Genomic DNA, 25,928 nt, shown 5'->3' with positions numbered 1-25,928 from the left:
GGCTTAGCCATCAAAGGGATAGTCATGTCCAAAGAATTCGACGTCGTCGTGATCGGCGCCGGCCCCGGCGGCTACATCGCGGCGATCCGCGCGGCCCAGCTCGGCAAGTCGGTTGCCTGTATCGAAAAGTGGAAGAACCCGGCCGGCGCGCTCAAGCTCGGCGGCACCTGCCTGAACGTGGGCTGCATTCCGTCGAAGGCGCTGCTCGCCTCGTCGGAAGAGTTCGAAAACGCGTCGCATCACCTGGCCGACCACGGCATCAGCGTGAACGACGTGAAGATCGACGTCACGAAGATGCTCGCCCGCAAGGAAGGCATCGTCGAGAAGATGACGAAGGGTATCGAGTTCCTGTTCCGCAAGAACAAGATCACGTGGCTCAAGGGCCATGGCAAGTTCACCGGCAAGAACGAAGCCGGCGTGCAGATCGAAGTCTCGGGCGAAGGCGAAACCGAAGTCGTCACGGCGAAGAACGTGATCATCGCGACGGGCTCGAAGGCGCGTCATCTGCCGGGCATGCCGGTCGACAACAAGATCATCGCCGACAACGAAGGCGCGCTCTCGTTCGACACCGTGCCGAAGAAGCTGGCCGTGATCGGCGCCGGCGTGATCGGTCTCGAACTCGGTTCGGTGTGGCGCCGTCTGGGCGCTGAAGTCACCGTGCTCGAAGCGCTGCCGGAATTCCTCGGCGCCGCTGACCAGGCGCTCGCGAAGGAAGCCGCCAAGCTCTTCAAGAAGCAGGGTCTCGACATTCACGTCGGCGTGAAGGTCGGCGAAGTGAAGGCCACGGACAAGAACGTCACGATCAACTACACGGACAAGGACGGCAACGCGCAAGTGCTCGAAGCCGACCGCCTGATCGTGTCGGTTGGCCGCGTGCCGAACACCGACAACCTCGGTCTCGAAGCAATCGGTCTGAAGACCAACGAGCGTGGCTTCATCGACATCGACGACCACTGCGCCACGGCAGTGCCGAACGTGTACGCGATCGGCGACGTGGTGCGCGGCCCGATGCTCGCGCACAAGGCCGAAGACGAAGGCGTGCTGGTGGCCGAAATCATCGACGGTCAGAAGCCGCACATCGACTACAACTGCATTCCGTGGGTGATCTACACCGAACCGGAAATCGCATGGGTCGGCAAGACGGAGCAGCAGCTCAAGTCGGAAGGCCGCGAGATCAAGACGGGCCAGTTCCCGTTCATGGCGAACGGCCGCGCGCTCGGCATCAACAAGGCCGACGGCTTTGTGAAGATGATCGCCGACGCGAAGACCGACGAACTGCTCGGCGTGCACATCATCTCGGCGAACGCATCGGACCTGATCGCGGAAGCCGTGGTGGCGATGGAGTTCAAGGCGGCCGCCGAAGACATCGGCCGCATCTGCCATCCGCACCCGTCGCTCTCCGAAGTCATGCGCGAAGCCGCACTCGCTGTCGACAAGCGCGCGCTGAATATGTAAGCGCACGCGGGCAGGGCGCCGGATCTCGATGGTCCGCGCCCGGCCTCGTTTGATCCGGCATCACCGGGAGGCGGGTGGGTTCGATCCCACCCGCCTTTCTTTTTTCCGCTCGCATCGACCGCCTGGCGGCCCACGAAATGAACGTCACCGAATACTACGAAAAAGAACTGCAGAACCGCGGATACAAGCCCGACGCGGCGCAACGCGTCGCGATCGAGCGGCTGCAACGGTGCTACGACGAATGGGTCGAATACAAGTCGCGCCGTACGAACGCGTTCTGGAAGCTCATCAACCGGCCCGAGCTGCCGCGCGGCGTGTACATGTGGGGCGGCGTGGGCCGCGGCAAGAGCTTCCTGATGGACAGCTTCTACGCGGTCGTGCCGGTGCAGCGCAAGACGCGCCTGCACTTTCACGAGTTCATGCGCGAAGTGCACCGCGAACTCGAAGAACTGAAGGGGCAGGCCGATCCGCTCGACGAGCTGGCGCGCCGCATCGCGAAGCGTTACCGCCTGATCTGTTTCGACGAGTTCCACGTCTCCGACATCGCCGACGCGATGATCCTGTACCGCCTGCTCGACGGTCTCTTCAAGAACGGCGTGCAGTTCGTGATGACGTCGAACTACGATCCCGACCTGCTGTATCCCGACGGTTTGCATCGCGACCGCATGCTGCCCGCGATCGAACTCATCAAGAGCAAGCTCGACGTGCTGAACGTGGACGCGGGCATCGATTATCGCCAGCGCACGCTCGCGCAGGTCGAGGTCTATCACACGCCGCTGGGGGCCGACGCCGACCGCAAGCTGCGCCACTCGTTCGCGCAGCTCGCCGCTGTGCCCGACGAGAGCCCGATCCTGCATATCGAGAAGCGCGAGCTCAAGGCGTTGCGCAAGGCCGACGGCGTCGTCTGGTTCGATTTTGCGACACTGTGCGGCGGTCCGCGCTCGCAAAACGACTATCTCGAACTGGCGAGCCGCTTCCACGCGGTGATCCTTTCCGAGGTGCCGCAGATGACGCCGCGCATGCAGTCGGAGGCGCGCCGCTTCACGTGGCTCATCGACGTGTTCTACGACCACAAGGTCAAGTTGCTGATGTCGGCTGCGGTGCCGCCGGAGCAGCTGTACACGGAAGGGCCGATGGCGAACGAGTTCACGCGCACGGTGTCGCGTATCGTCGAAATGCAGTCGAAGGAGTATCTGGAAACGCCGCGCCGGATCGTCGACACGGCGTTGACCTGAGCGCGGAGAAGGGGCTCGAGCAGGGCTCGGGCGCCGAAGTTCGATCGCTCATATCGCGACGCAATATCGCAAAAATAGCGTCGCAAGCGCTTTTTCAAGATTCGGACTCGTCTGATATGGACGGCGAAAGCAAGGGGATATCGTTTGTCAGACCCCCCTCTGACAAAGGAATATCCCATGACTCCGCATCGCGATATCACCGACGAAGAATGGCAGCGCGTGATGCTGCTCCTGCCTGAACTGCGGCCGCGTTCCGAACTGCGCGGCCGGCCGCTCGCCAACACGCGCTCGGTGCTCAACGGCGTGTTGTGGGTCATGTATAGCGGTGCCACGTGGTCGGCCATGCCGCGCCGCTACCCTTCGTATCAGACCTGTCATCGCCGCTTCAAGACCTGGCACGACAACGGCGTGCTCAAGCGCATCATGGCGGAACTGTTCGGGGAAGAGGGCGCCGCGCTGTGCGACACCATCGAGTCGCGCATGCGCAAGCACGCGAGCCGTGCGGAAAAGGCCGCGCGCCGTCAGGAAGCGCCGCGCAGCGTGCCGCGCAATTCGCCGTTCGCGCCGCAACCGGCCACGCCTTCGGCGGCGCAGCCGTTCAACTATCCGGTGTTTCGCCATACGGCGTAAGACCGCCGGAACTCGACTCACTCAAACGCCACCGGCCGAAGCGAACGAAATCCGCTTCGGCCGGTGGCGTTTGAGCTTCGATTTTTATCGAATACGTCGAGCGGTCACGCTCATTGCTGGCGCACCCAGGTCTGCGAACGCCCAAGCAGCGAAATGCCCAGGTAGCCGCGCACCTCGAGCTTCTGGCCGCCGTCTTCGAGCCGCATCTTGCAGCGGTACACCTTGCCGTTTTCGGGGTCGAGAATGTGGCCGTCGTCCCAGCCTTCGCCCGACTTCTTCATGCCGTCGATGATCGTCATGCCAAGGATCAGTTGATCCTTGCGCGCGTCGGTGCAGGCCGAGCAGCGCCGGTCGGGCTGGTCGTTCGCGCCCAGACCCTTGATGACCTTGCCGTCCAGGCTGCCGCTGCCGTCGTCGGTGATCTTCACGAGCGCCTTGGGCTGGCCCGTGTGGTCGTCGACCGTTTGCCATACGCCCACGGGCGAATCCGTTTGTGCGTGCGCCGCGACCGCGCCGGCGAGCAGCGCGCTCGCGAGCGCGGCATGGCGTGCCGCCCGGCTCAAGAAACCGTTCATGTCGTCCTCCACTGATGTTGTTTGTGATGGCGATGCAGACCGCGCGGCACGCCTGGCGTGTCGCATGGTCAGGGCAGGATACTGGAAAGCACCGCGCGCGTTTGGGAGAAGGGACTCTAGTCAGGCGCGCGCGGGCGAGGGTATCCGGGCATGTCAATTGAGCTGATACGAGAACGTCGCGTTCACGCGCGGGCTGCGCGAGGGGCTTTCGACGGGCGCGTCGGCGAGGGCTTTGGCAACCGACAGATCGAGGCTGTAGTACTTGCCGTCCGTGATACGAAAGCCGATGGACGCCGAAGACAGCCGCGAAGGCGCGGGCGTGCCTGCATGCAGATACACGCGCGCCATGTCGAACGAGACGTACGGCGTGAGCGTTTGCAGCCACGCACGGCCGATCGCGAACGGGTGATTGAGTTCGAGCGAAGCGCCCCAGCCCGAGTCGCCCGACGCCTCGCCCGGCTGATAGCCGTTCGCGAAACGCTGCGCGCCGAACGCGATCTGCTCCGAGGTGGGCAGCGAGTTGGGGCTGAACTGGCCCGTCATCGCGATCGCCGTGCCGAAGCCGAACGGCCAGTCGTTGGTCTGCGAGAACGACGCGTTGGTGCGCACGAAATTCAGCGAGACGGGGTTAGTCAGCGTCAGCCCCGCAATATTCGTGTCCGCACCTTTCGACGCGCCGAGGATGTTGAAGGCCTTCGCCACCGCGACGCTGGCTTTGCGCACCTGTCCCGGCTTGACTTCGGCGTAATCGGCCTGTAACTGCAGGACGCGCACCTGTGATGTCTCGCCATACTCGAGCCCGTTGAGGTTGTTGTGGTAGTGGTCCTCGTCGTGCGCCGCATACGCGCTCACCGTGCCCACCACGCTGCGCGTGTTGTTCAGCAGCAGCGGATACGACAGCGCGCCCGTGATCTTGTCGCTGATGACGGTGCGCCCGACGTAGGAGGGCAGTCCCGGGTTATCGACGGGATTGCCGCGGTAGTGCGTCGCATCGACCTTCGCGACGAGACCGTCGCTCGCGATCGGCACGGCCGCGTGCGCCGCGAGATACGTGACGTTGTCGCGACCCTTCGGCAACAGCGCCGAAAAGCTCAACTGCTCGCCGAACGGCGTGAGGCCGTTCTCGGTGAGCGTGAGCAGACCCTGCACGCCCGGATGATTGAAGTCGATGCCCGTGCTCACGTCGTAAGCCTTGTGCTGCGCGTCGAGTTCGAGCGTGGTCGCGCCGTCGGTGCTGGTGGGCGGCGGCACGTTCGCCGAAACCTTCAGGCCCGGCAGCAGGCCCAGCACGTTGATGTAGCGCTGGAACGTGGCCGTGCGCAGCGGCCGGTCCGCGACGATATGGGCGGCAACCGCGCGGATCTTGTCCTCGAGCGCGCCCGGCTTGCCCGTGATCTTCACGTTCGACACGTAGCCTTCCACCACCGTGATGCGCACGACGCCATCGGCGAAATCCTGCGCGGGCACGAACGCGAACGAGAGCGCGTAGCCGCGTTCCTGATACAGCTTCGTCACGCCGTTCGCCGTTTCGATCAGCTCGCCGATGGTGATGTCGCGATGCGCGAGCGGGGCGAAGCGCCTGGCGACATCGTCGAATGGAATGGACTTCACGCCTTCCACCTTGAACGTCGATGGCGTGATATGCGTGGCCAGCAGTTGTTGCAGCTGCGGCGCCTGTTGCTGCACCTGAACACTGACGCTCGGCGCTTTTTGCGGCGCATTGATCTGCGGCAGGGCGTCCAGCGGATTCCCGCTCGATGCCGGCCGGCTCTGCGCGCAAGCCACCCCCGTCAACCCAGCGCCCGCAACCAACCCCGTCGCAGCGAGCGCGACCCAACCTGCGTATCCGCGTTTCATGGGACTACCCTCGGACTGATTGGGCGATGCGCGCCGGCGCCCTCTCACGCGCCGGCGCGACCACCTCTCGTGCCGCCTTTTCGGCGGTCTGTGGGCTCCCTGATTGCCCGTCGTTTCACTTGCCTGGTACTGCGAATTCTCTACCGTGGTGCCCCGCGCGGGCGACGAATCGTGTCGTCGCGATGCGCGTCGTGGGCTTTGCCTCTCACTGCTCTCGCTGCTCCTGCCGGTACCGCCTGTGCGCAAGCGCTGCCGCGCGAAGGTTACTTGTGCAACAGGCCGCTCAGCAGTCCTCCCGAACTCGTCGTGCCGCCCGATTGCGCGCTGCCGCCCAGCGCGCCCGTGACCGAGCTGACGAGTCCCGTGACGGGTTGCAGCAGGCCGCCCGCGGCGCTGCTGGTGAGCGGCGTGGCGGACGCCGTGGTGGTGGTCGCGCCGTTCGACGCGGTGGTGGCGGCCGGTGCGGCGCCGCCGATCGTGACGGCGCCCGACAGCAGCACGCCGATCACGGGCACGCCGTTGAGCGCGCCGCCGGACGAACCCGTGGTGCCGCCCGCGGCGCCCGTCAGGCCGCCCAGGCCGAGGCTGGAGAGCGTCGACGTGAGCGGCGCGAGCGGATTGGTCGAGCCCGTGGGCGGCCCGTTCGCCACCGAGACGTTGTTGCTGCCGACGAGGCTCGTGATCAGGCCGGGTATCGGCGCGGCGCCGTTGGGGCCGTTCGGATTGACGAGGCCGCCCGCGTTGGTGACGGTGTTGCCGAGCGAGCTCACGAGCGTGCCGACATCGGTGCCCAGCGGGGCGAGGGCCGTGGTCGCGCCGCCGAGACCGGTGGTGCCCGGCAGGGAGACCGGCAACAGCGAGGTGAGGCCGCCGAGCGCGCTGCCCGTGCCGCTGCTGGCCGAGCCGCTGGTCGCCGAGGCGACCTGCGCGCCGGCCGACGACAGCGCGCCGCCCACCTGCGAGAGCAGACCCGAGACGGGCGTGCCGAGGCCCGTCGCGGTGCCCACTTGCTGCGTGACGAGACCGGCCGTGGTGACGATCGGCGTGATCGCGCTGCTCAAGGGCTGCGTGACCTGCTGCACCGGCGCCGAGGCGAGGGCGGTGCCGAGCGCCTGGCCGCCGGCGTCGACGGCTTGCGCGGTCTGGTTCAGCAGGGAGGCCACGGGGGTGGTGACGGGCGCGAGCGCCGAAAGCTGGCCGGCGCCGAGACCGCCGACCGTGGTCGAGAGTCCGCCCACCACGCCGCTCGTCGCGCTCACGACGCTGCCGAGGCCGGCCACCGTGGTACCGACGGGATTCGCGGTCGTGCCGGTCTGGCCGAGGCCGCTCGCCACGGCGTTCGAGAGCGCGTTGACCACGCCGCCCGTGCTCGTGACCGTGCTGCCGAGCCCTTGCGTGACCGTGCCGTCGACGCCCGGCACCGAGGTCGAGCCGATCGCGGTGCCCAGGTCGCTGGCCGTCTTCGCCACGCTGCTGACGACGCCCGTGGTGCCGGTGGTGGTGGTGCCGGTGCTGCCGTTGCCGCCGGTGTCGCCCGTGGTCGTCGTGCCGGTGCCGCCGCCCGTGCCCGTGCCGGTGCCGGTGGTCGAGCCGCTCGTGCCGGTGCCGCCGCCCGTGGAGGCGGACGGCGGGGTGTAGCCGCTACCGCCGCAGGCGGCGAGCGTGCAGGCGACGGCGGCTGCGAGCGCCGTGAGGCGCAGGCCGCGTACGAGTGCGCCGGAGCGCGCGGGGACTTGCGCGCAAGATGCGCTGGAGGGGGTATTCATGGTGATGGCTCCCAAAATGTCGATCGGAAGGGTCACTGGGTGGTCACTGGATAATCACTGCGGGATCACTTCTTGAGGCCGCCGAGCAGGCCGCCGACGAGCGAGGTGACGCCCGCGAGCGGGCCCGTCGCGCCGCCGCCGCTCGTGCCGCCGCTCGACGAGGCGAGCGCGAGGCCCGGCGTCGCCGTGCCGGCGGTCGAAGGGGTCGCGGCGGGCGTCGAAGTCTTGCTGGCCGTGACGGTGGCGCCCGCGCCAACCGAGGCGCCGAGGCCCGTCACGCTGCCCACGGCATTGGTGGCGCCGCCGACCACGCTCGAGACGAGGCCGGTGACGGGGGCGAGCGGGCCGGTGCTGCCGCCCGTTGCCGAGGTGAGGGAGCTGGTCACCGAGTTCAGCGCCGTGGTGACCGGGGCGAGCGGGCTCGTGCCGCTGGTCGTGCCGGCGCCCGCCGTCAGGCCGAGCACCGCGCCGAGGCCGACGCCAGCCGTGCCGGTCGTGCCCGTGCCGCTGGAGCCCGTGGTGCCGCCCGCGGCGCCAGTGAGGCTGCCCAGCACGCCCGTGAGCGGTGCGAGCGGATTGGTGCCGCTGGCCGTGCCGCCCGTGAGCAGGTTGCCCGCGGTGGCGACGGTCGTGCCGGTGTCGGAGACGAGGTTGCCCACGCCGGCGGTGACGGGGTTGCTGCCGCCGCTTTGCGAGACGAGCGCGCCGCCTTTCTGCAGGCCGCCGCCGAGCGTCTGGAGCAGGCCCGCGACGGGCGCGCCGATGCCGGTCGTGTTGCCGATGGTTTGCGTGGTGGACGCGAGCGTGGAGGTGATCGGCGTGATGGCCGTGCTGAGCTGCTGCGTGACTTGCTGAACCGGCCCCGTGCTGAGTGCCGTGGTGAGCGAGTTACCCGCGTTGGTGACCGCGCCGCCGACCGTGCCGACCGCCGCGCCGAGCGGCGTGGTAAGCGGGGCGAGCGGCGAGAGCGAGCCGGTGCCGAGACTCGTCACAAGCGCGCCGGTGCTGGTCACCGCCTTGCCCGCGTCGCTCACGACGCCGCCCGTGCTGGAAAGCGTGGTGCCCACGGGGTCGCTGCTCGAGCCGAGTTGGCCAAGGCCTTGCGACACGCCGCTGCCGAGCGTCGAAACCGCGGCGCCGACGTTTTGCACGATGCCGCCTGCGGCTTGCGTGGTTTGCGCGCTCACGCCCGGTACGGACTGCGAAGCAATCACGCTGCCGATGCCGGAAACCGTTGAGCCGGTATCGCCGACGACGGTACCCGCGCTGTTCGCGACCTGACCCACGGCGTTCGCCGCGACAACGGGGCCAGTACCCGTGCCGGTGCCCGTACCCGTACCCGTTCCCGTGCCGGTGCCCGTTCCGGTACCCGTGCCGGTCGAACCGGTGGTGGTGGTGCCGCCGTTGCCGGAGCCGTCGCTGCCCGTGGTCGTGCTGCCGCTGGTGCCCGTGCCCGTGTCGCCCGAGGTGCCGCTGCCGGAGCCCGTGGTGCCGCCGCTCGTTTGCAGCGCGCCGCCGCTGCCCGTACCGCTGCTCAGCGATCCTGAGCCCCCGCAGGCGCTCAGTGCCAATGCGGTGGCGACGCTGGCCGCGATCAGCGTGAGTCGTGTGACGTCCTTGAATTGCGCGTGTTTCATGATGCCCTCGTCTCGTATGCTCTGTTGTGTATGTTTTGATGACCTGCGCACTCATAACTGCAACAGGTGTGCCAATTCGAAACGAGAGGTCCGAAGACGCGGCCAAACTATGCCAATGCGATACGCCGAGCGCGTGCTGGCGTGTGTTTGAGGCGGAAGGGCTTCGCATCGATTCGAGGTTCGCGCGATGGGACGTCACGAGCGCGAGTGCGTGACGTCACGTAACGCGCCCTGCGTGACGTTACGCAGCCCTGCGTAACGACGCATTCGTCACTCATCCGCGAAATTCACTCGGCAAACTCACTCTGAAAAAGTCACTCCATTCACTACGTATTGACGACGAATGACTGCAACTCACTTGCACTTGCATGCGGAATGAATCGATGCGGAAAGGGAAATCGAAAATAGCGCGAGTGTTACTAAACAAACTATGGTTTTCCCGAATAAACGGCGGGAGCAGGATGTCGATAATGCGAGTACAGATGCGGCGATTGCGTAAGAAGTTTGGTACGCTATCGACCACACAGATGAGTCGGACGTATGCATCGCGAGGGGATCGCATGCGATTCGACCAGTTCGTAGGCGGGCTGTCATGGCAGCCCCGCGCGGATGGACCGGATACGTTAGCGCTCATGCGTGCAGCATGGACGCATGAAGAGCGCCGGCGTAAATCAGCGTTAATGCGAAATAAAGAGAGAGAGGGCCGAAAAATGAACAAGCTGTTCCATCACTTCGTGAAGTCGGAAGACGGCGTCACCGCACTCGAATACGGGCTCATCGCGGGGGTCATCGCACTCGCTATCGGCTCAACGGTGCTGACGTTGGGCACTCAACTTACGTCCGTGTTCTCGGACATATCCAGCACGCTTTCCACGGCGCTTCCCAAGACGACGGGCACGGGCGGCAGTACCTGAACATCCGCCATCCGCCAATTCGTTACCTGGGACTACCAGGCGATTCACTGCCGCTGTAGGCCGCGCAAGCGGGCTACGCGGCGTGATCGCTCGCGTCTGACTGCGATGACTCTCTACGTCCTTGGTTGCCTCGCGTTCGGCGCATGGGCGGCGGCCGTTGCCGTGTGCGACGTCCGCTCGCGCCGTGTGCCCAACGCGCTCGTGCTGGCAGGCTTCGTTGCGGCGCTCGCCGCGGCGTGCGCTCGCGCCGGCCCTTTGCATATCGATCTCGGCGCGGCGCTGGTTGCGGCCGCGCTGGGCTTCGTCGCGCTCCTGCCGTTTTATTTGCTGCGTGTCATGGGCGCCGCCGACGTAAAGGTATTCGCCGTGCTCGGCGCATGGTGCGGCAAGGAAGCGCTCATCGCGCTGTGGCTCGTGGCGAGCGTCGCGGCGCTCGTGCACGTGCTGGCCTTGTTGATCGCCACGCGTGCACGGCGTGCGCATACTTCCAGCGATGGCCGGCGCGCGCGCGTGATCGCCGTGGGCGCGCGACGCGGCACGCCGTTCGCCACCTGTCTCACGGCGCCCGCGCTGGCGTGGCTGGTGTTGCAGCTCGTTGCCGGAGGTGTGCGATGAGCCGCCACGCAACCCGCTCGCGAGCGCTTCCGCGAACGTACCTGCGCAGACGCCGGCAACGCGGCAATGCGGCCATTGAATTCGCGCTCGTGTTCCCCGTGTTCTTCCTGATTCTCTATGCGATCGTCACGTACAGCATGGTGTTTCTCGTGCAGCAGAGCCTGACGGCCGCGGCGGGCGAGGGCGCGCGCGCCGCGCTCGCGTATCGCAGCAACACCGACCCGCTCGCCGCGCTCAACGACCGCGCCTCGCAGGCGTGCCTGCGTGCGCTTGCCGTGGTGAGCTGGCTGCCGGGCGCGGGCAGCGCCACCGGCGGTCCCACGAGCTGCACGCCGGCCGTGAACATGGCGCCCGCGGGCTGCACCAACAATGCGAGCATGGACTGCATCCAGATCACGCTGAGTTACGCGTACGCCAACAAGCCGCTCGTTCCCACCTTGCCTCTGCTCGACATTGCGATTCCGCCGTCGTTGACGGGGCAGGCCACGGTCCAGATCGATCCGGAGAACCTGTTGTGACGCGCATCGTCGGCTCCTTCGTGTCGTTTTTTGCCATCGTCTCGATGGCGCATTCCAGCGGCGACTGCTCATGGCCAATCTGACCAAAGTGTTTGCAGGACTCCTGATCGCCGGGGCGTTGCTGCTCGGGCTGTTCGCGTTGATGCTCGCGCGCCGCGAGCCGCCCGCGGCCGTGGTCGCGCAACCCGTGGCGGGCGAGACCCAGGCGCTCACGCCCGTCGTCGTCGCAACGCGCACGCTCGCGGCCGGCCAGCCCATTCCCGCCGACGCGCTGCACGTGAAGCCCCTGCCGATTCATCCGGCGGGTTCGTACAGCGACTCGGCCATGGTCGCCGGCCGCGTGCCGCTCACGGACGTCGCCGCCGACACACCCGTGCTCGACACGCAACTCACTTCGAGCCTCGCCGCGAGCCTCGCGCCGGGCGAGCGCGCGGTGGCCGTGCGGGTCGACGAAACCAACGCCGTGGGCAATCAGTTGCGCGCGGGCAACGTCGTCGACGTGTTCTTCACGCTGCACCGCGATGGCACGGCGCAAAGCGGCGAGATCGGGCGCACGCAAACGCGGCTTTTGATCTCGAAGGCGCGCGTGCTGGTATTCGGGAATCCTGACGATGCCGCGAAAGTGGGCGCGCCGCGCACCAGCACGTTCGGCGCGCAGGCAGCGGCGCCGCGCACGGCTGTGATCGCCGTGCCGCTCGCCGATGTCGATACGCTCGCGCTCGCGCAAAGCCAGGGCCAGCTGCTGTTCGCGCTGCGCAATCCCACCGACCCCGACACGCTCGACCCCGCCGCATTCGGGCCGCAGCCGGGCGTACTCAAGGTGGTGGCGCGCGACGGCGCGCAAGCCTCCACCTCCACGCACGCGGCGGCGGGCATCGCGCTCGATCAACTGGCGGGCGGCACCGCGCCGCATGCGGCGAGCGTCGCGCCGTCGCGCGCGCCGGGATCGACGCTGCAGGCGTCGCGGGGCGGTCTGGAAGTGATACGGGGCGGACAAGCCGAACGCGTGGCCTGGTGAGCGCGCGATGCGGCGGCGCGACCACGCAGGCGCTGCTGCAAACGCAAACGCAGACGCAAACGCAGGCGAATCGCAGCCGCGCGGGAAGCGGTTCGATCAATCGGCAACGACAACAACAGCAAGCATGCAAAACCACATGACCAAAACGAGGATTGTTGCCATCACCGTCGCCGTGGCGATGTGCGTGGGCGTGCCGGGCAGCGGCGCCGTCGCACTCGCGTGGGCCGCGCCGCCGGTGACGCAGCAGACGCAAGCGGGGAATCCGGAGGCGGCGGCCTTGCCGTCGAGCATCGACATCGCCGTGGGCGAGCAGCGCACGCTCGCGGTGCCCGGCACGCTCACGCGCGTCGCCGTGGGCGACCCGGCCGTGGCCGACGTGCTCGTGGTGCGCGGCGACCGGCGCGGCGGCCTGCTGCTCGTGGGCAAGGGCGCGGGCACGACCAACGTGATGCTGTGGGCGGGCGGCGGCGAGCCGCGCACGCTCACCGTCAACGTGACGACGCCCGCCGCGCGCGCCTTGCTCGACGGCGACACGCCCGGCGTCAAGGTGCTCGGCGACACGGCGCTTATCACGGGCAGCGCGCCGACGATGGAAAGCCACCAGCGCGCCGTGGCGGCGGCGCGCGGTTCCGTCGGCAAGAACGGCAAAGGCGGCACCGGCGGCAAGAGCGCCAATGTGCTCGATACCTCGACGATCGCGACGCGCTCCGTCGTGCAGGTCGACGTGCGCGTGGTCGAATTCAGCCGCTCGGTGCTCAAGCAGGTCGGCTTCAACTTCTTCCGCCAGAACAACGGTTTTTCGTTCGGCTCGTTCGGGCCCACCTCGCTGGCCTCGGGCGCCAACAACACCAATGCCTCGACGGCGCTCAACGGCATCACGCCGATTTCGTCGGCGTTCAATCTCGTGTTCTCTTCGGTGTCGCACGGTTTGTTCGCCGACCTGAGCCTGATGGAGACCAACAATCTCGCGCGCGTGCTCGCCGAACCCACGCTGGTCGCGTTGTCGGGGCAGAGCGCGAGCTTCCTCGCGGGCGGCGAGATTCCCGTGCCGGTGCCCGAAGGCCTCGGCACCACGTCGATCGAATACAAGCCTTACGGTATTGGCCTGTCGCTCACGCCGACCGTGCTCTCGCCGCAGCGCATCGCGCTCAAGGTCGCGCCCGAGGCGAGCCAGCTCGACTTCACCAACGCGGTGACGATCAGCGGCGTGTCGGTGCCCGCGATCACCACGCGCCGCGCCGAGACGACCGTCGAACTCGGCGATGGCGAGAGTTTCGTGATCGGCGGCCTGATCGACCGCGAGACGGCGTCGAACGTCAACAAGGTGCCGCTGCTCGGCGATCTGCCCGTGATCGGCGCGTTCTTCAAGCAGCTCTCGTATCAGCAGAACGACAAGGAACTCGTGATCATCGTCACGCCGCATCTCGTTTCGCCGCTCGCGAAGGACGCCAGGCTGCCCAGCACGCCCGGCGAGCAGGCCGAGCAGCGCAATGCGCCGGTGTGGCGGTCGTTTCTGGGCGGTGCGGCGTCGCACGACGCGGTGCCGGGGTTTTCGCAGTGAGCGCGCGCAAGCAGGCCGGTGGGCCGGGCGAGCGCGCAGGCAAGTTAGTGCAGCAGAAGGAGAAGCAGGATGAACGCGAGAACGCACAGCGCGCCGCCATCGACGGTCATGTCCGGTGAGCGCGCGGCGGCAGGCGCCGCCGATTCGTTCGTGTTCGCTTCGGCGAGCGAGGCCAACGCGCGCTGGCTCGCGCGCGCGCTCGCGGCGGCGGGCCGGGTCGAGACGGTCGGTCTCGAAGCGCCGCTCGTCGCGCAGCGCATTGCCGCGAACATCGCGCAGCAGATGCCCTCGCTGCTGCTGGTCGACTTTTCGCACGGCCACGCGGCGGGCGCGAGCGCCGTGGCGGCCGCCGCGCATGCGAGCTTCGCGGGCCTGCAGGTGATCGCCGTGGGCACGCTCGCCGAGCCCGAAAGCGCGCTCGCGGCGTTGCGCGCGGGCGTGCGCGATTTCATCGACGTGGCGGGCGACGCCGGCGAGGCGCTGCGCATCGTGCGCCAGGTGCTCGACAACCGTATCGAACCGGTGAGCCGTCACGGTCGTCTCACGGCGCTCGTGGGCGCGCGCGCCGGCGTGGGCGTGACGACGCTCGCCGTGCATCTGGGCGCGCTGCTCGCGCGCGGCGGCGCGGCGCACAACCGCCACACGGCGCTACTCGATCTCGGTCTGCCCGCGGGCGACGGCGCGCTCATGCTCAACGCGCAGGAAGGCTTCGGTTTCGTCGATGCGGTGCGCAATCTGCGCCGCTTCGATCAGACCTTCGTGCACACGGCGCTCGCGCGCCACGCGAGCGGTCTCGCGCTCACGACCTTGCCCGCCGATCTCGGCGCGCTGCGCGAAGTCTCGTATCAGGCCGCGGTCGCGCTGCTCGCGCGGCTGCGGGCGTTTTTCGATCAGCAGATCGTCGATCTCGGCGGCTTTTCGAACGCCGAGTTCGTCGCGCAAATCGCGCAGTCCGCCGACCGTGTGTGGCTCGTCTGCGACCAGAACGTGGCGTCCATCGTCGCGGCGGCGCGTCAGCTCGACGCGCTGCGCGATGGCGGCGTGGAGACCGCCAACATCCGGCTCGTGCTCAACCAGCACGAAGCCGGGCTCGACCCCGCGCCCGCGCAGATCGCCGGGCGTCTCGAACTCGAGCTGGCGGCGGTGCTGCCCGCGCGGCGCCTCGCGCTGTGCCAGGCCGCGAACCGCGCCGAACTGCTGATCGACACCGCGCCGCGCGACCCGTACGTGCGCGCGCTCGAGGCGCTGGCCGCGCAGCTCGACGGCGAGCACGCGGCCGCGCGCGTTCACAAAGGGCCCAAGCCGCTCGACGCGCTCAAGCGTTTTTTCCCACCTTCATCGAAGCGTTCGTAGACCATGGCGGATAACATCGAGTTTGCCGACGACGCGCCGCTGTTCGCGCATAGCCAGCAATTCCAGGACATCAAGAACGCGGCGCACGAACATCTGCTCACGCGCATCGAGGAACTGGGCGCCGAATTCGGCCGCTGGTCGCGTCAGGCGATCAACCAGTTCGTCGATCTGGAAATGGACAGCTTCGTGCGGCTGCGCCACATCCCGATCAACGAGAGCGAAGTGCGCGCGATTGCCGAAGCGCTCACGAAAGAACTCGCGGGCTTCGGGCCGATCGAGGACCTGCTTTCGGACCCGGCCGTCGAGGACATCCTCATCAACGGCTTCAGCGACGTGTACGTGTCGCGTCACGGCATCCTCGCGCGCATTCCCGTGCGCTTTTCCGACAACGGTCATTTGCTGCGCATCGTGCGGCGCATTCTCGCGCCCATCGGCCGGCGTCTCGACGAATCGAATCCGATGGTCGATGCGCGCCTGCCCGACGGTGGGCGCATCAACGTGGTGATCGAGCCGCTGTCGCTCGCGGGCCCGATCGTGTCGATCCGCAAGTTCCGCAAGGACCCGCTGCGCCCCGACGACCTGCTCGGCAACGGCACCTTCGGCGCGGAGATCGGCGCGCTGTTCGAAGCGGCGGTGCAGTCGCGCTGCAATATCCTGGTGTCGGGCGGCACGAGTTCGGGCAAGACCTCGCTGCTCAACGCGCTCGCGTTCCACATTCCCGAAGTCGAGCGCGTGGTGACGATCGAAGATACCGCCGAACTCTCGCTCAACCACCCGCACGTGGTGCGCCTCGAAAGCCGGCCGGGCGGCTTCGACGGCACGGGCGTGGTGTCGATTCGCGACCTCCTGCGCAACACGCTGCGGATGCGGCCCGACCGCATCATCGTCGGCGAAGTGCGCGGCGGCGAAGTGCTCGAAATGCTGCAGGCGATGAACACGGGCCACGACGGCTCGATGGCCACGGTGCACGCGAGTTCGCCGCGCGAATGCCTGTATCGCCTCGAAATGCTCGCGGGCTTCGCGGGGTTTCAGGGCACCGAGAACAGCTTGCGCCGCCAGATCGCCAATGCCATCGACTTCATCGTGCAGATCGGCCGGCTCTCGAACGGGCGCCGCCGCATCATGTCGGTGACCGAGGTCACGGGTCTCTCGGACAACATCATCGCGACGCAGGAGCTGTACCGCTACGAGCCGGTAATGACGCCCGAGGGCGAAGAACTCGACCGCTGGGAGTCGCTCGGCATTCATCCGCATTCGCCCAAGCTCGCGCGCTTCCGGCAGGCGCTGGCCGCCTCGATGAACACGTCGACGAACTTCGGCTTCGGCGGCGGCGGGCGTGACGGAGGCTTCAATGTCTAGCGTCGGCGCGCCCGCGCTGTGGCTGGCCGCGCTTGCCATGCTGCTGGCCGCGGGCGGCCTCGTGCTGTGGCGGCGGGCGCAGGTGCGCGCCGCGCGCTCGCGGGTGGCGAAAGTGGTGGATCAGCGGCTGGGCGGTGCGGCGGCGGCCGCGATGCCGGGTCAGCCGCAGGTTGCGCTGGCGGCGGCGGGCGCGCTGCGCGCGGGCGCGGCACCGATGCCTTCGCCCACGCGCGGCGCGTCCGCGGCGCCTTCGGCAGCGTCGGCGGGGACGACATCGGCCGCGGCTTCGGCCGCACCCCCGGCTGGCCGCGCCGCCGAGCCGGCTGCGCGCGCGTCTCACGCTCGTCATGCAGCACACCATGAGCCGCACCGGCATCGACGACTTGCGCAAGCCCGCGCTGATCGTCGGCATGCTCGCCTGCGCCGCGTCGCTGTGGGCATGGCGGCTCGGCGGCGTGCTCGCGGTGTTCGTCGTGCTCGCGACGCTGCTGTGCGCGGCCGCCTTCCTCTTGTCGTTGCGCGCGCAACGACGTCGCGCGAAGCTCGTCGCGCAACTGCCTTCGTTTCTCGACGGCATCGTGCGGCTCATCGTGCTCGGCAACAGCGTGCCGGCCGCGTTCCAGGCCGCGCTGCTCACGACCGAGGCGCCGCTGCGCGAATGTCTCGATCACGTCTCGCACATGCTGCGCACGGGCGTGGAGATCGACCGCGCGCTGCATCAGGTGTCGCTCGTCTATCGCGCGCGCGAGCTCGAACTCGTGGGCGCCGTGCTGCGGCTTTCGGTGCGTTACGGCGGCCGCGCCGACGTGATGCTCGAACGCATGGCCACCTTCATGCGCGATCTCGAACAGGCGCAGCGCGAACTCACGGCAATGTCGGCGGAAACGCGGCTCTCGGCGTGGGTGCTCGCCTTGCTGCCGTTTCTGATCGGCGGCTTTCTGATCGTGACGAATCCCGATTATTTCGCGTCGATGTGGAACGACGTCACGGGCCGCAAGCTCGTCTGGCTCGCGCTCGTATTGCAGGCGACGGGCGCGTTCCTGCTGTATCGGCTCACCCGTTTGCGGAGCGTGCTATGAACCCCGCGCAACTCGGCGCACTCGCGTTGCTGCTCGGCGCGCTCGGCTGCGCGCTGTTCGCGGCGCTCGCGTGCCTGCGGGTCGCGGCGCAGCGGCGCAGTGCGCGCACGCTCGAAGGCGCGCTGGCGGTGCAGGCGGCGGCGAGCGAAGCGCGCGCGGCGGCCATGCGAACGGCGATGGCTTCGGCGGCGGCCTCGGGGCCGTCCGCGGCCTCCATGGCCGCGCCGGCCGGCCAGGCGCGCGCGCCCGGCGCGTTCGACGGTCTCGCGCGCCTCGGCACGCGCTGGCTCGACACGTCGTTCGGCAAGATGGCCGTGGCGGAGGAAGACCGGCGCCTGCTCGACCAGTGCGGTTACACCGACGCGCGTTCGCGCAGTCTGTTCCTCGTCGCGCGGCTCGTGCTCGCGTGCGTGCTGGCCGCCGTGGTGGCGTGGATCGCGGGCACGCGGGCGAGCGCGCATCCGTTCGTGTGGGCGTGCGCGGGACTCGTGGCCGGCTTCCTCGTGCCCAAGTTCGTGCTGCGCCGGCGCGCGGCCGCGCGGCTCGAAGCGGTCGCCGACGAACTGCCGATGCTCGTCGATCTGCTGCGGCTGCTGCAAGGCGTGGGTTTGTCGCTCGATCAAAGCGTGCAGGTGCTGCTCAACGAATTCCGCAACGTGCTGCCGGTGCTCGGCAGCGAGCTCGAAATCGCGCAGCGCCAGTTCGTGACGGGACGCACGCGCGAGCAGTCGCTGCAGCGCATGGCGACCATCTACGAAAACGAGGACCTGCGCGCCGTGATCCGCCTGCTGGTGCAGGTCGACCGGCACGGCGGCGCCGTGCAGGAGCCGCTACGGCAATTCGGCGACCGGCTGCGCGAGTTGCGGCGCGCGACGCTGCGCGAGCGCATTGGCCGCGTGACCGTGAAGATGACCGGCGTGATGGTGCTCACGCTGCTGCCCGCGTTGCTGATCGCCACGGCCGGTCCCGGCGCCGTCGCCGTGATGCATTCGCTTTCCTCGATCCATTCGCTCCACCATCGGCCATGAAGATGCGCACACGACACACGCTCGCGCCGCACGCGCGCCGGCTCGCCAGAACGGCGTTGCTCGCGGCCGCCTGCCTTGCGCTGCTGGCGCTCGGCGCCTGCGCGACGAAAACCGGCTACGGCGTCGGCCCGCAGGCGGAAGCCGAACAGCAGATGCGCGCCGCCGTGCAGGACCCCGCGCCCGACACGCCCGGCATGTATCTCGGCTTGATCGAGCGCATGCAGGGCGAAGGGCTCTATTACGCCTCGCTCGCGCATATCGACGCCTACGAGCATCAGTACGGCACGAGCCCGCAGTCGATCCTGCTGCGCGCCGACGCGTTGCGCTCCACTGGCCAGAGCGTCGCGAGCGCGGCGGCCTACGCGCAGCTGATCGGCACGCCGCTCGAAGGGCGCGGCCATCGCGGGCTCGGCTTGCTGGCGGGCGGCGCGGGCGACTTCCACAAGGCGGCGCAGGAACTCGCCGCGGCTTCGGCGCTCGCGCCCACGGACGCCGCGACGCTCTCGGACCTCGGCTACGCGCTCCTGCGTGACGGCGACGTGGCCGGTGCGCGCGTGCCGCTCCTCAAGGCGATCGAACTCGATGCGCACAATCCGCGCATCGCGGCCAACGTCGCGCTGTATCTCGTCGCGAGCGGCAACGCCGACGGCGCGCGCAACCTGATGGCGCAACAGAATCTGCCGCCCGAAGCGCGCGCGGCCATCGCGCGCGATGCGCGCAAGGTCGAGCAGGCGCAGCGCACGCGCGAAGTGTCCGATGCCCCGGTGCCCGTGCCGAAGTCCGCCGCCGCGTTGCTGCCCGCGCCGCATGCGTTGGCCGATGCGGCTGGCGCGAACGCGAATGCACCGGGCGCGTGGGGCGGCGAGGGGCAAGGGCGCCTCGTCGGGCGGCTGATGCAATAGCGGCGCGCGCGGCCGGCCGCGCTGCCGTCGCGCTGCGTCGCAAGCCGCCGGGCCATCATCGAACGCCATCGACACGACACGACACGACATCGACATCGAAAAGAAAAGGGGAACGTCATGAAACCGCCGATTTTTACCGCCGCGCGCCCCACGCGCGCCGCGCAACCGCTGGGCCGCTCGCGCAGTCCGCGCCGCCATGCGCCGCGGGCCGCCGTGCTTGCCGCCTTTCTCGCCGCCTTGTTCGCCGGCGCGGCGCACGCGCAGCAAGACGCCGCGCCCGCTTCGCCACAGGAGGCCGCCATGACCGCGAGCGAAGTCGGCCATTCGACGCATGCGTGGCTCGCGCTGCAGGCCAGCAATCGCGAGGCGGCGCCCGCGCTGCCCACGCTCGGCGCGGAAGCCGGCTACGCCTACGACCGTTATCTCGATTCGTTCAAGACGGCGATTCCCGCGAGCTTCGGCTCTTCGGTGCAGTCGAGCAGTTCGGGCGGCGCGAGCGGCTCGGGCGGTGCGCCGGGCGGCGCGCCCGGCATGAGCCCCGGCGCGCCCGCGGGCGGCGCGTACTGAGATGCGCGCTCGCTCACGCGCCACGCTCTCGCGCTTGCGCCGCGCCGCTGCGCGTCGCCGCGCGCGCGGTTCGATCGCCGTGATGGCGACGCTCGCGATCGCTTTCGCGGTTGCGGCGCTGGGCGTGCTCGATCTCGCGAATCTCTACAGCGCGCGGCGCTCGCTGCAAAACGTCGCCGATTTCGCGGCGCTCGCGGGCGCGCAGCAAATGGACGACAGTTGCGCGCAACCTACGGCCACGGCCACGGCCAACGCGGCGACCAACGGTTTCGTCGCGCAGGCGGGTACGAGTTCGCTCACGGTGGTGTGCGGGCGCTGGGATCAAACCGGCCAGCAAGCGACCACGCCGCCCACGATGAGCTTCACGCCCAACGGCTCGACGCCCTGGAACGGCGTGGCCGTGACGGTCACGAACACGGTGCCGTACTTCTTCGTCGGACCGGCGCGCGAGATCAGCGTGAGCGCGACGGCGCAGGCGACCGTGGTGGGCGCGTTCTCGCTCGCGACCACGCTCGTGCAGGCGAATCTGCTCAACGGCATGCTCGGCTCGCTGCTCGGCGGCACGGCGGTCAATCTCGATCTGGTGTCGTGGAACGGCATCGCCAACGCCAACATCAAGGTCGCCGATCTGGCCGCCGTGGCCACCGACGCGGGCACCGTCGACGGCTTGCTCAACACGCAGGTCACCGTGGGCCAGCTCGCGAACCTGATCGCGCAAGCCGTGCAGAAGGACGGTCTGTTGACCGCCAACGTGCAGACCGCGCTCAACGGCCTCAATCTGGTCGCGAGCGCGGCCGCGCAGAACACGACGATCAATCTCGCGAGCCAGACGGGCGCGCCCGCGCTGCTCTCGCTCGGGCTCGCGAACGCGCAGTCGGCGGCCAATGCGACCGTCAACGCGCTGCAGATGCTGATTGTCGCGGCCGAAATCGCGCAGACGGGCAAGCCGCCCGTGAGCGTGCAGCTCAATCTGTCGCAGGTGCCGGCGCTGAGCAGCGTGCTCTCGGCGGGCGTCTCGCTCGGCGTGAACGTGCTCGCGCCGCCGACGATCGCGGTGGGCGAGGCCGGGCCGAATCCGCCCAACCCGCCGCCATGGCGCACCGAGGCGCACAACGCGCAGATCGTCGTGCAACTCGCGCTCGATCTCGGCAGCCAGTCGCTCGTGGGCCTCTTGGGCGACGTGCAACTGCCGCTCTACGTGGAAGTCGCGCAGGCAACGGCCGGTCTCGACGCGGCGCAGTGCGCGCCCACGCGCGAGGACAGCCGCATGGCGATCAGCGTCCAGCCGGGTATCGCCAATCTCTGCGTGGGCACGCCGGGCACGACGCCGGGCACGCTCAAGCAAGGCCAGTGCAGCGGCTCGACCGCGGCGCTGGTGAAACTGCTGCCGAACCCGAATACGGCGCAGGGCGGCAGCCTGCTGTCGATCAACGGCTCGCTGTCCGTGCCGCTCGTGAGCCCGACGACGACCCAACTGACCTTCGACGGCAACGGCACGCCGCTCGCGGGCAACTCCGCCAATACCAACCAGGTCGGCGGCGCGCTCGCGAACGCGCTTTCCTCGGTCGTGAGCCAGCTCGGCAACGGCACGCTGCAAGTGAGCCTGCTCGGGCAGAACGTGCCGCTCGGCCAGAACACGCTCGTGAGCGGGCTGCTGAATTCGCTCGGGCTGAACGCGCTCGGGCTGGGTTCGCTGCTCAACCTGCTCGGGCTCGCGCCCACCGTGGACCAGCTCGTGAGCAGCCTGCTCAAGCTCGTCACCACCACGCTTACCGCCAACACGCTCAACGTGCTCGACCAGGCACTCCTCGGCCCGCTGCTGCAACTGCTCGGCGTTCAGGTCGGTGTCGCCAATGTCAGCGCGTTCCCGCTTACCTGCGGCGTCTCGCAACTCGTTCAATAGCAATAACCGAAAGTCACACGATGCGAACCACTACCCCCATCGAGGAACTCGACCTCTACGTCTGGGAAGGCAAAGCCGATATCGTCGAGCGAGTCGCGCGCTGCATGGCGAGCCTCGATGTCGAAGTGATCCGCGCCGACGACACGCCCGTCAATCCGCAACGCCTCGCCGCGCGCGCGTCGATCGCCGTGGTGAGCGTGAGCGCCATCGACACCAGCGCGCTCGTGCTGCGCGACTGGCAGGCCACCCACGGCATGCCCGTGATCTGGGTGGGCGCCGCGCCGCGCGACAACGATCCGGCCATGTATCCCGCCGAATATTCGTACATCCTGCCGCTCGATTTCACCTGCGCGGAACTACGCGGGCTGGTCTCGAAGCTCGTGCTCCAGTTGCGCGCGCACTCGGCGCAGACGGCGGGCGCCGACGCGCTGGTGGCCGAATCCGAGCCGATGCGCGCGCTCATGCGCGAGATCGAAACGTTCGCCGACTGCGACACGAGCGTGCTCGTGCACGGCGAAACCGGCACGGGCAAGGAGCGCATCGCCGAGCTCCTGCACCGCAAGCACAGCCGCTATGGCGGCGGCCCGTTCGTGGCCGTGAACTGCGGCGCGATCCCCGACGGCCTGTTCGAGTCGCTTTTTTTCGGCCACGCGAAGGGGTCGTTCACGGGCGCCGCGCTCGCGCACAAAGGCTACTTCGAGCAGGCCGACGGCGGCACGCTGTTTCTCGACGAAATCGGCGATCTGCCGCTCTATCAGCAGGTCAAGCTGCTGCGCGTACTGGAAGACGGCACGGTCACGCGGATCGGCTCCGCCACGCCGATGAAGGTCGACTTCCGGCTCGTGGCCGCGACCAACCGGCAACTGCCGAACCTCGTGAAGGAGGGCAGCTTTCGCGCCGACCTCTATTACCGGCTCGCCGTGATCGAGTTGATCGTGCCCTCGCTGGAGGAGCGCGGCGCCATCGACAAGATCGCGCTCTTCAAGGCGTTCATTGCGACCGTGGTGGGCGCGGAGCGGCTCGACGGGCTGCCGGAACTGCCATACTGGCTCGCCGATTCGGTCGCGGCTATGCGCTTTCCCGGCAACGTGCGCGAACTGCGCAATCTCGCGGAGCGTATCGGCGTGACGGTGCGCCAGACCGGCACGTGGGACGCGACGCGCCTGCGGCGTCTCTTGGCGGGCGCGCTGGGCGCGCAGGCGAGCGCGCCGGCGGATAGCGCGCTGCAGCCCGTGGTGGATCGCAGCAAATGGGACATGGCCGAGCGCAGCCGGCTGCTTGCCGCGCTGGACCAAAATGGCTGGCGGCGCAAGGACACCGCGCAATTTCTGGGCATCAGCCGCAAAGTGTTGTGGGAAAAGATACGCAAATACCAAATTTTTGATGAAGAGCCCGAAACGCGCGAAAGTGAGTAATAATTGTGCCGATTTGTAAAAATAGAACGGTTCTAGCCAGATACTCATGAGCGATAAGTGGAGAGTTCGTCGGACCGCCCTGGCGTGTCTGATGGTGATCGGGGGGATGGGTACGGGTTGCGCGCAGCCTCTGCCGGCCAACATGAAGCCCGCGGCAGCGAGCACGGCCAATGCCGGCGCGGCGCAATCGACCGGAGCCCCCGCCGTACAGGATGCGCCTGGCGCGGCGGCACAGCCGTTGCCGGCGAGCCAGGCGAACGCCGGCGCGAGCGCGCTCACGCCCGACGAAGCGAAGCAGAACGCGGCCGGCAACGTCGCGGAACTGCAGCGCATGATTCGCGGTTCCGAGCTGAACGAGCTGCGCACGACCTACAACGGTACGTACGGCGCGAGCTTGCTGTTCTATGGCAAGGAAATGACGTATTACGTCGCGCTGTTCCAGAACAAGACGTTCTGGCGTGTGATCAAGACCGTCGACGAAACCCGTGCCGAGGCGATCTACCGCGACTTCGCGGCCAAGACCGGTCAACTGGCCGAGGTCGAGATTCGCCGCACGCGTCTCGAGGCGCAGAAGGCGTACACGCAGCACCTGATCGAGCTGACGCAGGAGCATGCGGACCGTCTCCAGGCCGACCTCGCCGTGGCGCGTCAGCAGCAGGCCGTCGTCGCGAATCAGCAGAAGCAGACGAGCGATCAGGCCAACGCGCTGCAAGCCGAGAAGACCGCGGCGCAGAACCAGTTGCGCGACATGCAGCGTCAGGTCACGGAACTGCAACGCCAGGTGGAAGGCGGCTTGCCGACCCGTTGACCGGTGCCGCGATCGCTGCCGCTACGCGGCGCGCGTCGAAAATAGCCAAGGCGGAACGTCGCGAGACGTTCCGCCTTTTTTCATGCCGATGCAAAACCGGTGGCGGCGCGCGAGCGTGGGTGGCGCTCAGTGCTTGCCGTGGCGATGCGTTTCGCCGTGCTTGCGGTGTTCGTCGGCGGGGAGGGGCGGGGGCGTGGACGGCGACGGATCGATGGCGATCGGGTCGCTGGCCGGGAAGGTTTCCTCGAGGGCCTCGTCGAGCGAGTCTTCCTGCGGGGCTTGCGGTGCGGGCGGCTTGGATGCGCTCATGGCGTTCTCCCGTGGCGTAGATGACCTGTCAGCGGTGTCTGTATGCGAGTGACTCGACATCAGAATAACGCAAAGGCCGGGCCCACGATCGCAACGCGTTGACGGGTGCCCGGCCGGCCACGCGGCACATTCGGACACATTTCCGCGATCCAGACGAAAAGGCGCGCCGAAGCGCGCCTGTCTCGACGTTGCCGGCCGGGTTGTGACCCGGCCCGGCACACGGCTGGGCTTAATGGTTGCCCGAGCCGTCGTTGCCGTTGCCGCCGTTGTTCACGGCGCCGTACAGACGGCGGCGGCGCGTGACCACGACCGGACCGTCCGCGGACTGCGATGACGAAGGCGACGACGTGCGCTCCGGGCGATCGCCCGACGGCGCCGACCAGGACTCGCGCGGTTCGCGCGGTTCTCTCGACTCGCGCGGGCCGTGATTGCCGTAGGAGCCATGACCGCCACCACCGTGGCTGCCGTGCGGGCCGCGGCTCGTGTGCTCGCCATGCGGGCGGCCGCCGCCCGGACGCGGACCGGGACGCGTGCCCGTGTCGAGCTGGATGGTCGAAATGGCGCGTTTGTAGATGCCTTGCAGGCCGACGGGCGTGCGCAGCATCACCAGGTACTGATCGAACGACTCGATGCAACCGGTCAGGCGAATGCCGTTGACCAGATAGATCTCGACGCGCTTTCTTTCCTTTCGCGCGGCGTTCATGAAGTCGTTTTGCGGGTGCGATTCTGCGGAAGGCATGGACTAGATTTGGCCAGGCGGCGCAATGCCGCAATCAGTTGGAAACGTTTGCTCGCCGCGATTCTACCTTGTGTGGTCGAACCACGCGTGCGGCAAGCTGCTGGAACTAGCACTATACCGGGTCGCGACCGCGGTCGCAGTTTGGCGAAAAACAAAGCGGCGTTGCGTCCCTTGTCGGTGGCCGGGCTTCACGGCCCGCACCGCAGCCAATACTTCGGCACCTGCGACGCGGCTCGACGATGCGCGCCCGCCGATGCAGCCCGTGACGCTTTGCCTCACTCGCTTCGCCGCTTGCCGCGATCCGTTCTCTACAGCGTAGCGCATGAAGACGCGCCGTGCCGAGCCGATTTGCGTATCTCCGCCATTCGGCCAGGTCTTTCGCCGTGTCGGTCCCGCGCGGCGGGCTTGCCAAAACGCACGGCTTGCTTCGATTGTCGCGGCTCGCGTGCGCGTCGTTCCGTGCGGCGGCGCACGCGTTTGCCGTGCGACGTGGCGTGAACCGGTTCGTAGCGGCGCAAAAATGCCGGTCGCGCGGAATAAGCACAGCAGGGGCAACGTTAATGACATCAGGACATCGCACCCAGCGATGCGCGTGGTGCTGGACGTTTGCAAAGCCTGTTTGAATGCGCGGGTTCGCGCACGCCTGTCGATCAAAACAATCGGGTCATGGCGGTGTTCGGGCGAT

At 68.2% G+C, this 25,928-nt stretch carries 22 protein-coding genes and 1 pseudogene; 17 read left to right on the top strand and 6 right to left on the bottom strand.

Annotation, left to right across the window (positions count from 1 at the left end):
* The first annotated feature begins 24 nt into the window (after window positions 1-24).
* The 3 genes from lpdA (at window position 25) to FAZ98_RS08145 (ending at window position 3,320) form a co-directional block, all read left to right on the top strand.
* The gene (lpdA, locus tag FAZ98_RS08155) at window positions 25-1,455 is read left to right on the top strand and encodes a dihydrolipoyl dehydrogenase (protein ID WP_158950485.1); all 1,431 of its coding nucleotides are present in this window, start codon (window positions 25-27) and stop codon (window positions 1,453-1,455) included.
* Between the two features lie 137 nt (window positions 1,456-1,592).
* Complete coding sequence (zapE, locus tag FAZ98_RS08150; protein ID WP_158950483.1) at window positions 1,593-2,690, top strand: cell division protein ZapE; 1,098 nt, start codon at window positions 1,593-1,595, stop codon at window positions 2,688-2,690.
* Between the two features lie 177 nt (window positions 2,691-2,867).
* Complete coding sequence (locus FAZ98_RS08145) at window positions 2,868-3,320, top strand: transposase (RefSeq protein ID WP_158950481.1); 453 nt, start codon at window positions 2,868-2,870, stop codon at window positions 3,318-3,320.
* Window positions 3,321-3,430: 110 nt separating this feature from the next.
* Here the strand turns inward: FAZ98_RS08145 and FAZ98_RS08140 are convergent, their stop codons facing one another.
* From FAZ98_RS08140 to FAZ98_RS08125, 4 genes are all read right to left on the bottom strand, one after another.
* Window positions 3,431-3,895 (bottom strand): DUF2147 domain-containing protein, encoded by a 465-nt coding sequence (locus FAZ98_RS08140; RefSeq protein WP_158950479.1) that lies wholly within the window; start codon window positions 3,893-3,895, stop codon window positions 3,431-3,433.
* A 153-nt stretch (window positions 3,896-4,048) separates the two neighbouring features.
* Entirely contained in the window at window positions 4,049-5,752 is a 1,704-nt protein-coding gene (locus FAZ98_RS08135) for a ShlB/FhaC/HecB family hemolysin secretion/activation protein (RefSeq protein ID WP_158950477.1), read from the bottom strand.
* A 263-nt stretch (window positions 5,753-6,015) separates the two neighbouring features.
* Entirely contained in the window at window positions 6,016-7,518 is a 1,503-nt protein-coding gene (locus tag FAZ98_RS08130) for a collagen-like triple helix repeat-containing protein (protein WP_158950475.1), read from the bottom strand.
* A gap of 65 nt (window positions 7,519-7,583) precedes the next feature.
* Window positions 7,584-9,155: a collagen-like triple helix repeat-containing protein gene (locus FAZ98_RS08125; protein WP_158950473.1), complete on the bottom strand. Its 1,572-nt coding sequence runs from the start codon at window positions 9,153-9,155 to the stop codon at window positions 7,584-7,586.
* A 710-nt stretch (window positions 9,156-9,865) separates the two neighbouring features.
* On the opposite strand from FAZ98_RS08125, the gene FAZ98_RS08120 reads away from it, so the two are divergent.
* From FAZ98_RS08120 to FAZ98_RS08055, 14 genes and pseudogenes are all read left to right on the top strand, one after another.
* On the top strand, window positions 9,866-10,069 hold the full coding sequence (locus FAZ98_RS08120) for a Flp family type IVb pilin (protein ID WP_158951915.1): 204 nt from the start codon (window positions 9,866-9,868) through the stop codon (window positions 10,067-10,069).
* A 105-nt stretch (window positions 10,070-10,174) separates the two neighbouring features.
* The gene (locus FAZ98_RS08115) at window positions 10,175-10,684 is read left to right on the top strand and encodes an A24 family peptidase (protein WP_158950470.1); all 510 of its coding nucleotides are present in this window, start codon (window positions 10,175-10,177) and stop codon (window positions 10,682-10,684) included.
* A complete protein-coding gene (locus FAZ98_RS08110) occupies window positions 10,681-11,202 on the top strand; it encodes a TadE family protein (protein ID WP_158950468.1) in 522 nt (173 codons plus the stop codon). The genes FAZ98_RS08115 and FAZ98_RS08110 overlap by 4 nt, the downstream gene beginning before the upstream one ends.
* A gap of 70 nt (window positions 11,203-11,272) precedes the next feature.
* Complete coding sequence (gene cpaB, locus FAZ98_RS08105) at window positions 11,273-12,220, top strand: Flp pilus assembly protein CpaB (protein WP_158950466.1); 948 nt, start codon at window positions 11,273-11,275, stop codon at window positions 12,218-12,220.
* A gap of 178 nt (window positions 12,221-12,398) precedes the next feature.
* Window positions 12,399-13,781 carry a type II and III secretion system protein family protein gene (locus FAZ98_RS08100; RefSeq protein ID WP_158951914.1) on the top strand — a complete coding sequence of 461 codons (1,383 nt, stop codon included), beginning with the start codon at window positions 12,399-12,401 and terminating at the stop codon, window positions 13,779-13,781.
* Window positions 13,782-13,850: 69 nt separating this feature from the next.
* Complete coding sequence (locus FAZ98_RS08095) at window positions 13,851-15,134, top strand: P-loop NTPase family protein (RefSeq protein ID WP_407672000.1); 1,284 nt, start codon at window positions 13,851-13,853, stop codon at window positions 15,132-15,134.
* A gap of 3 nt (window positions 15,135-15,137) precedes the next feature.
* Entirely contained in the window at window positions 15,138-16,493 is a 1,356-nt protein-coding gene (locus tag FAZ98_RS08090; RefSeq protein WP_158950464.1) for a CpaF family protein, read from the top strand.
* Window positions 16,486-17,572: pseudogene (locus FAZ98_RS08085) on the top strand (type II secretion system F family protein). The gene FAZ98_RS08090 and the pseudogene FAZ98_RS08085 overlap by 8 nt, the downstream one beginning before the upstream one ends.
* Window positions 17,569-18,600 carry a type II secretion system F family protein gene (locus tag FAZ98_RS08080; protein WP_158950460.1) on the top strand — a complete coding sequence of 344 codons (1,032 nt, stop codon included), beginning with the start codon at window positions 17,569-17,571 and terminating at the stop codon, window positions 18,598-18,600. Before FAZ98_RS08085 ends, FAZ98_RS08080 begins: the two are co-directional and overlap by 4 nt.
* A 2-nt stretch (window positions 18,601-18,602) precedes the next feature.
* Window positions 18,603-19,502, top strand: coding sequence for a tetratricopeptide repeat protein (locus FAZ98_RS08075; protein WP_199272252.1), 900 nt, complete (start codon window positions 18,603-18,605; stop codon window positions 19,500-19,502).
* Between the two features lie 117 nt (window positions 19,503-19,619).
* On the top strand, window positions 19,620-20,069 hold the full coding sequence (locus FAZ98_RS35340) for a DUF3613 domain-containing protein (RefSeq protein WP_199272251.1): 450 nt from the start codon (window positions 19,620-19,622) through the stop codon (window positions 20,067-20,069).
* A gap of 1 nt (window position 20,070) precedes the next feature.
* Window positions 20,071-21,972 (top strand): TadG family pilus assembly protein, encoded by a 1,902-nt coding sequence (locus tag FAZ98_RS08065; RefSeq protein WP_158950458.1) that lies wholly within the window; start codon window positions 20,071-20,073, stop codon window positions 21,970-21,972.
* A gap of 20 nt (window positions 21,973-21,992) precedes the next feature.
* Window positions 21,993-23,387 carry a sigma 54-interacting transcriptional regulator gene (locus FAZ98_RS08060; RefSeq protein WP_158950456.1) on the top strand — a complete coding sequence of 465 codons (1,395 nt, stop codon included), beginning with the start codon at window positions 21,993-21,995 and terminating at the stop codon, window positions 23,385-23,387.
* Window positions 23,388-23,433: 46 nt separating this feature from the next.
* Window positions 23,434-24,195: a DUF2968 domain-containing protein gene (locus FAZ98_RS08055; protein ID WP_158950454.1), complete on the top strand. Its 762-nt coding sequence runs from the start codon at window positions 23,434-23,436 to the stop codon at window positions 24,193-24,195.
* Between the two features lie 126 nt (window positions 24,196-24,321).
* Here FAZ98_RS08055 and FAZ98_RS08050 read toward each other — a convergent pair whose 3' ends face one another.
* Both FAZ98_RS08050 and hfq read right to left on the bottom strand, forming a co-directional pair.
* Window positions 24,322-24,504: a hypothetical protein gene (locus tag FAZ98_RS08050; protein ID WP_158950452.1), complete on the bottom strand. Its 183-nt coding sequence runs from the start codon at window positions 24,502-24,504 to the stop codon at window positions 24,322-24,324.
* Between the two features lie 229 nt (window positions 24,505-24,733).
* Entirely contained in the window at window positions 24,734-25,243 is a 510-nt protein-coding gene (gene hfq / locus FAZ98_RS08045; RefSeq protein ID WP_158950450.1) for an RNA chaperone Hfq, read from the bottom strand.
* Between the last annotated feature and the right edge of the window lie 685 nt (window positions 25,244-25,928).

Origin of the sequence: Paraburkholderia acidisoli, from assembly GCF_009789675.1 — a bacterium.
GTDB classification, from domain to species: Bacteria; Pseudomonadota; Gammaproteobacteria; order Burkholderiales; family Burkholderiaceae; genus Paraburkholderia; species Paraburkholderia acidisoli.
This window is presented reverse-complemented; position numbering and strand designations above follow the sequence as displayed.

Coding starts and splice junctions, on each gene's coding strand:
- FAZ98_RS08075 (WP_199272252.1), top strand. CDS start 18,603: ATGCGCACACGACACACGCTCGCGCCGCACGCGCGCCGGCTCGCCAGA.
- FAZ98_RS08060 (WP_158950456.1), top strand. CDS start 21,993: ATGCGAACCACTACCCCCATCGAGGAACTCGACCTCTACGTCTGGGAA.
- FAZ98_RS08080 (WP_158950460.1), top strand. CDS start 17,569: ATGAACCCCGCGCAACTCGGCGCACTCGCGTTGCTGCTCGGCGCGCTC.
- FAZ98_RS08145 (WP_158950481.1), top strand. CDS start 2,868: ATGACTCCGCATCGCGATATCACCGACGAAGAATGGCAGCGCGTGATG.
- FAZ98_RS08135 (WP_158950477.1), bottom strand. CDS start 5,752: ATGAAACGCGGATACGCAGGTTGGGTCGCGCTCGCTGCGACGGGGTTG.
- FAZ98_RS08140 (WP_158950479.1), bottom strand. CDS start 3,895: ATGAACGGTTTCTTGAGCCGGGCGGCACGCCATGCCGCGCTCGCGAGC.
- FAZ98_RS35340 (WP_199272251.1), top strand. CDS start 19,620: ATGAAACCGCCGATTTTTACCGCCGCGCGCCCCACGCGCGCCGCGCAA.
- FAZ98_RS08125 (WP_158950473.1), bottom strand. CDS start 9,155: ATGAAACACGCGCAATTCAAGGACGTCACACGACTCACGCTGATCGCG.
- FAZ98_RS08055 (WP_158950454.1), top strand. CDS start 23,434: ATGAGCGATAAGTGGAGAGTTCGTCGGACCGCCCTGGCGTGTCTGATG.
- FAZ98_RS08095 (WP_407672000.1), top strand. CDS start 13,851: ATGAACGCGAGAACGCACAGCGCGCCGCCATCGACGGTCATGTCCGGT.
- FAZ98_RS08120 (WP_158951915.1), top strand. CDS start 9,866: ATGAACAAGCTGTTCCATCACTTCGTGAAGTCGGAAGACGGCGTCACC.
- FAZ98_RS08115 (WP_158950470.1), top strand. CDS start 10,175: ATGACTCTCTACGTCCTTGGTTGCCTCGCGTTCGGCGCATGGGCGGCG.
- cpaB (WP_158950466.1), top strand. CDS start 11,273: ATGGCCAATCTGACCAAAGTGTTTGCAGGACTCCTGATCGCCGGGGCG.
- FAZ98_RS08100 (WP_158951914.1), top strand. CDS start 12,399: ATGTGCGTGGGCGTGCCGGGCAGCGGCGCCGTCGCACTCGCGTGGGCC.
- FAZ98_RS08110 (WP_158950468.1), top strand. CDS start 10,681: ATGAGCCGCCACGCAACCCGCTCGCGAGCGCTTCCGCGAACGTACCTG.
- hfq (WP_158950450.1), bottom strand. CDS start 25,243: ATGCCTTCCGCAGAATCGCACCCGCAAAACGACTTCATGAACGCCGCG.
- FAZ98_RS08090 (WP_158950464.1), top strand. CDS start 15,138: ATGGCGGATAACATCGAGTTTGCCGACGACGCGCCGCTGTTCGCGCAT.
- FAZ98_RS08130 (WP_158950475.1), bottom strand. CDS start 7,518: ATGAATACCCCCTCCAGCGCATCTTGCGCGCAAGTCCCCGCGCGCTCC.
- lpdA (WP_158950485.1), top strand. CDS start 25: ATGTCCAAAGAATTCGACGTCGTCGTGATCGGCGCCGGCCCCGGCGGC.
- FAZ98_RS08065 (WP_158950458.1), top strand. CDS start 20,071: ATGCGCGCTCGCTCACGCGCCACGCTCTCGCGCTTGCGCCGCGCCGCT.
- FAZ98_RS08050 (WP_158950452.1), bottom strand. CDS start 24,504: ATGAGCGCATCCAAGCCGCCCGCACCGCAAGCCCCGCAGGAAGACTCG.
- zapE (WP_158950483.1), top strand. CDS start 1,593: ATGAACGTCACCGAATACTACGAAAAAGAACTGCAGAACCGCGGATAC.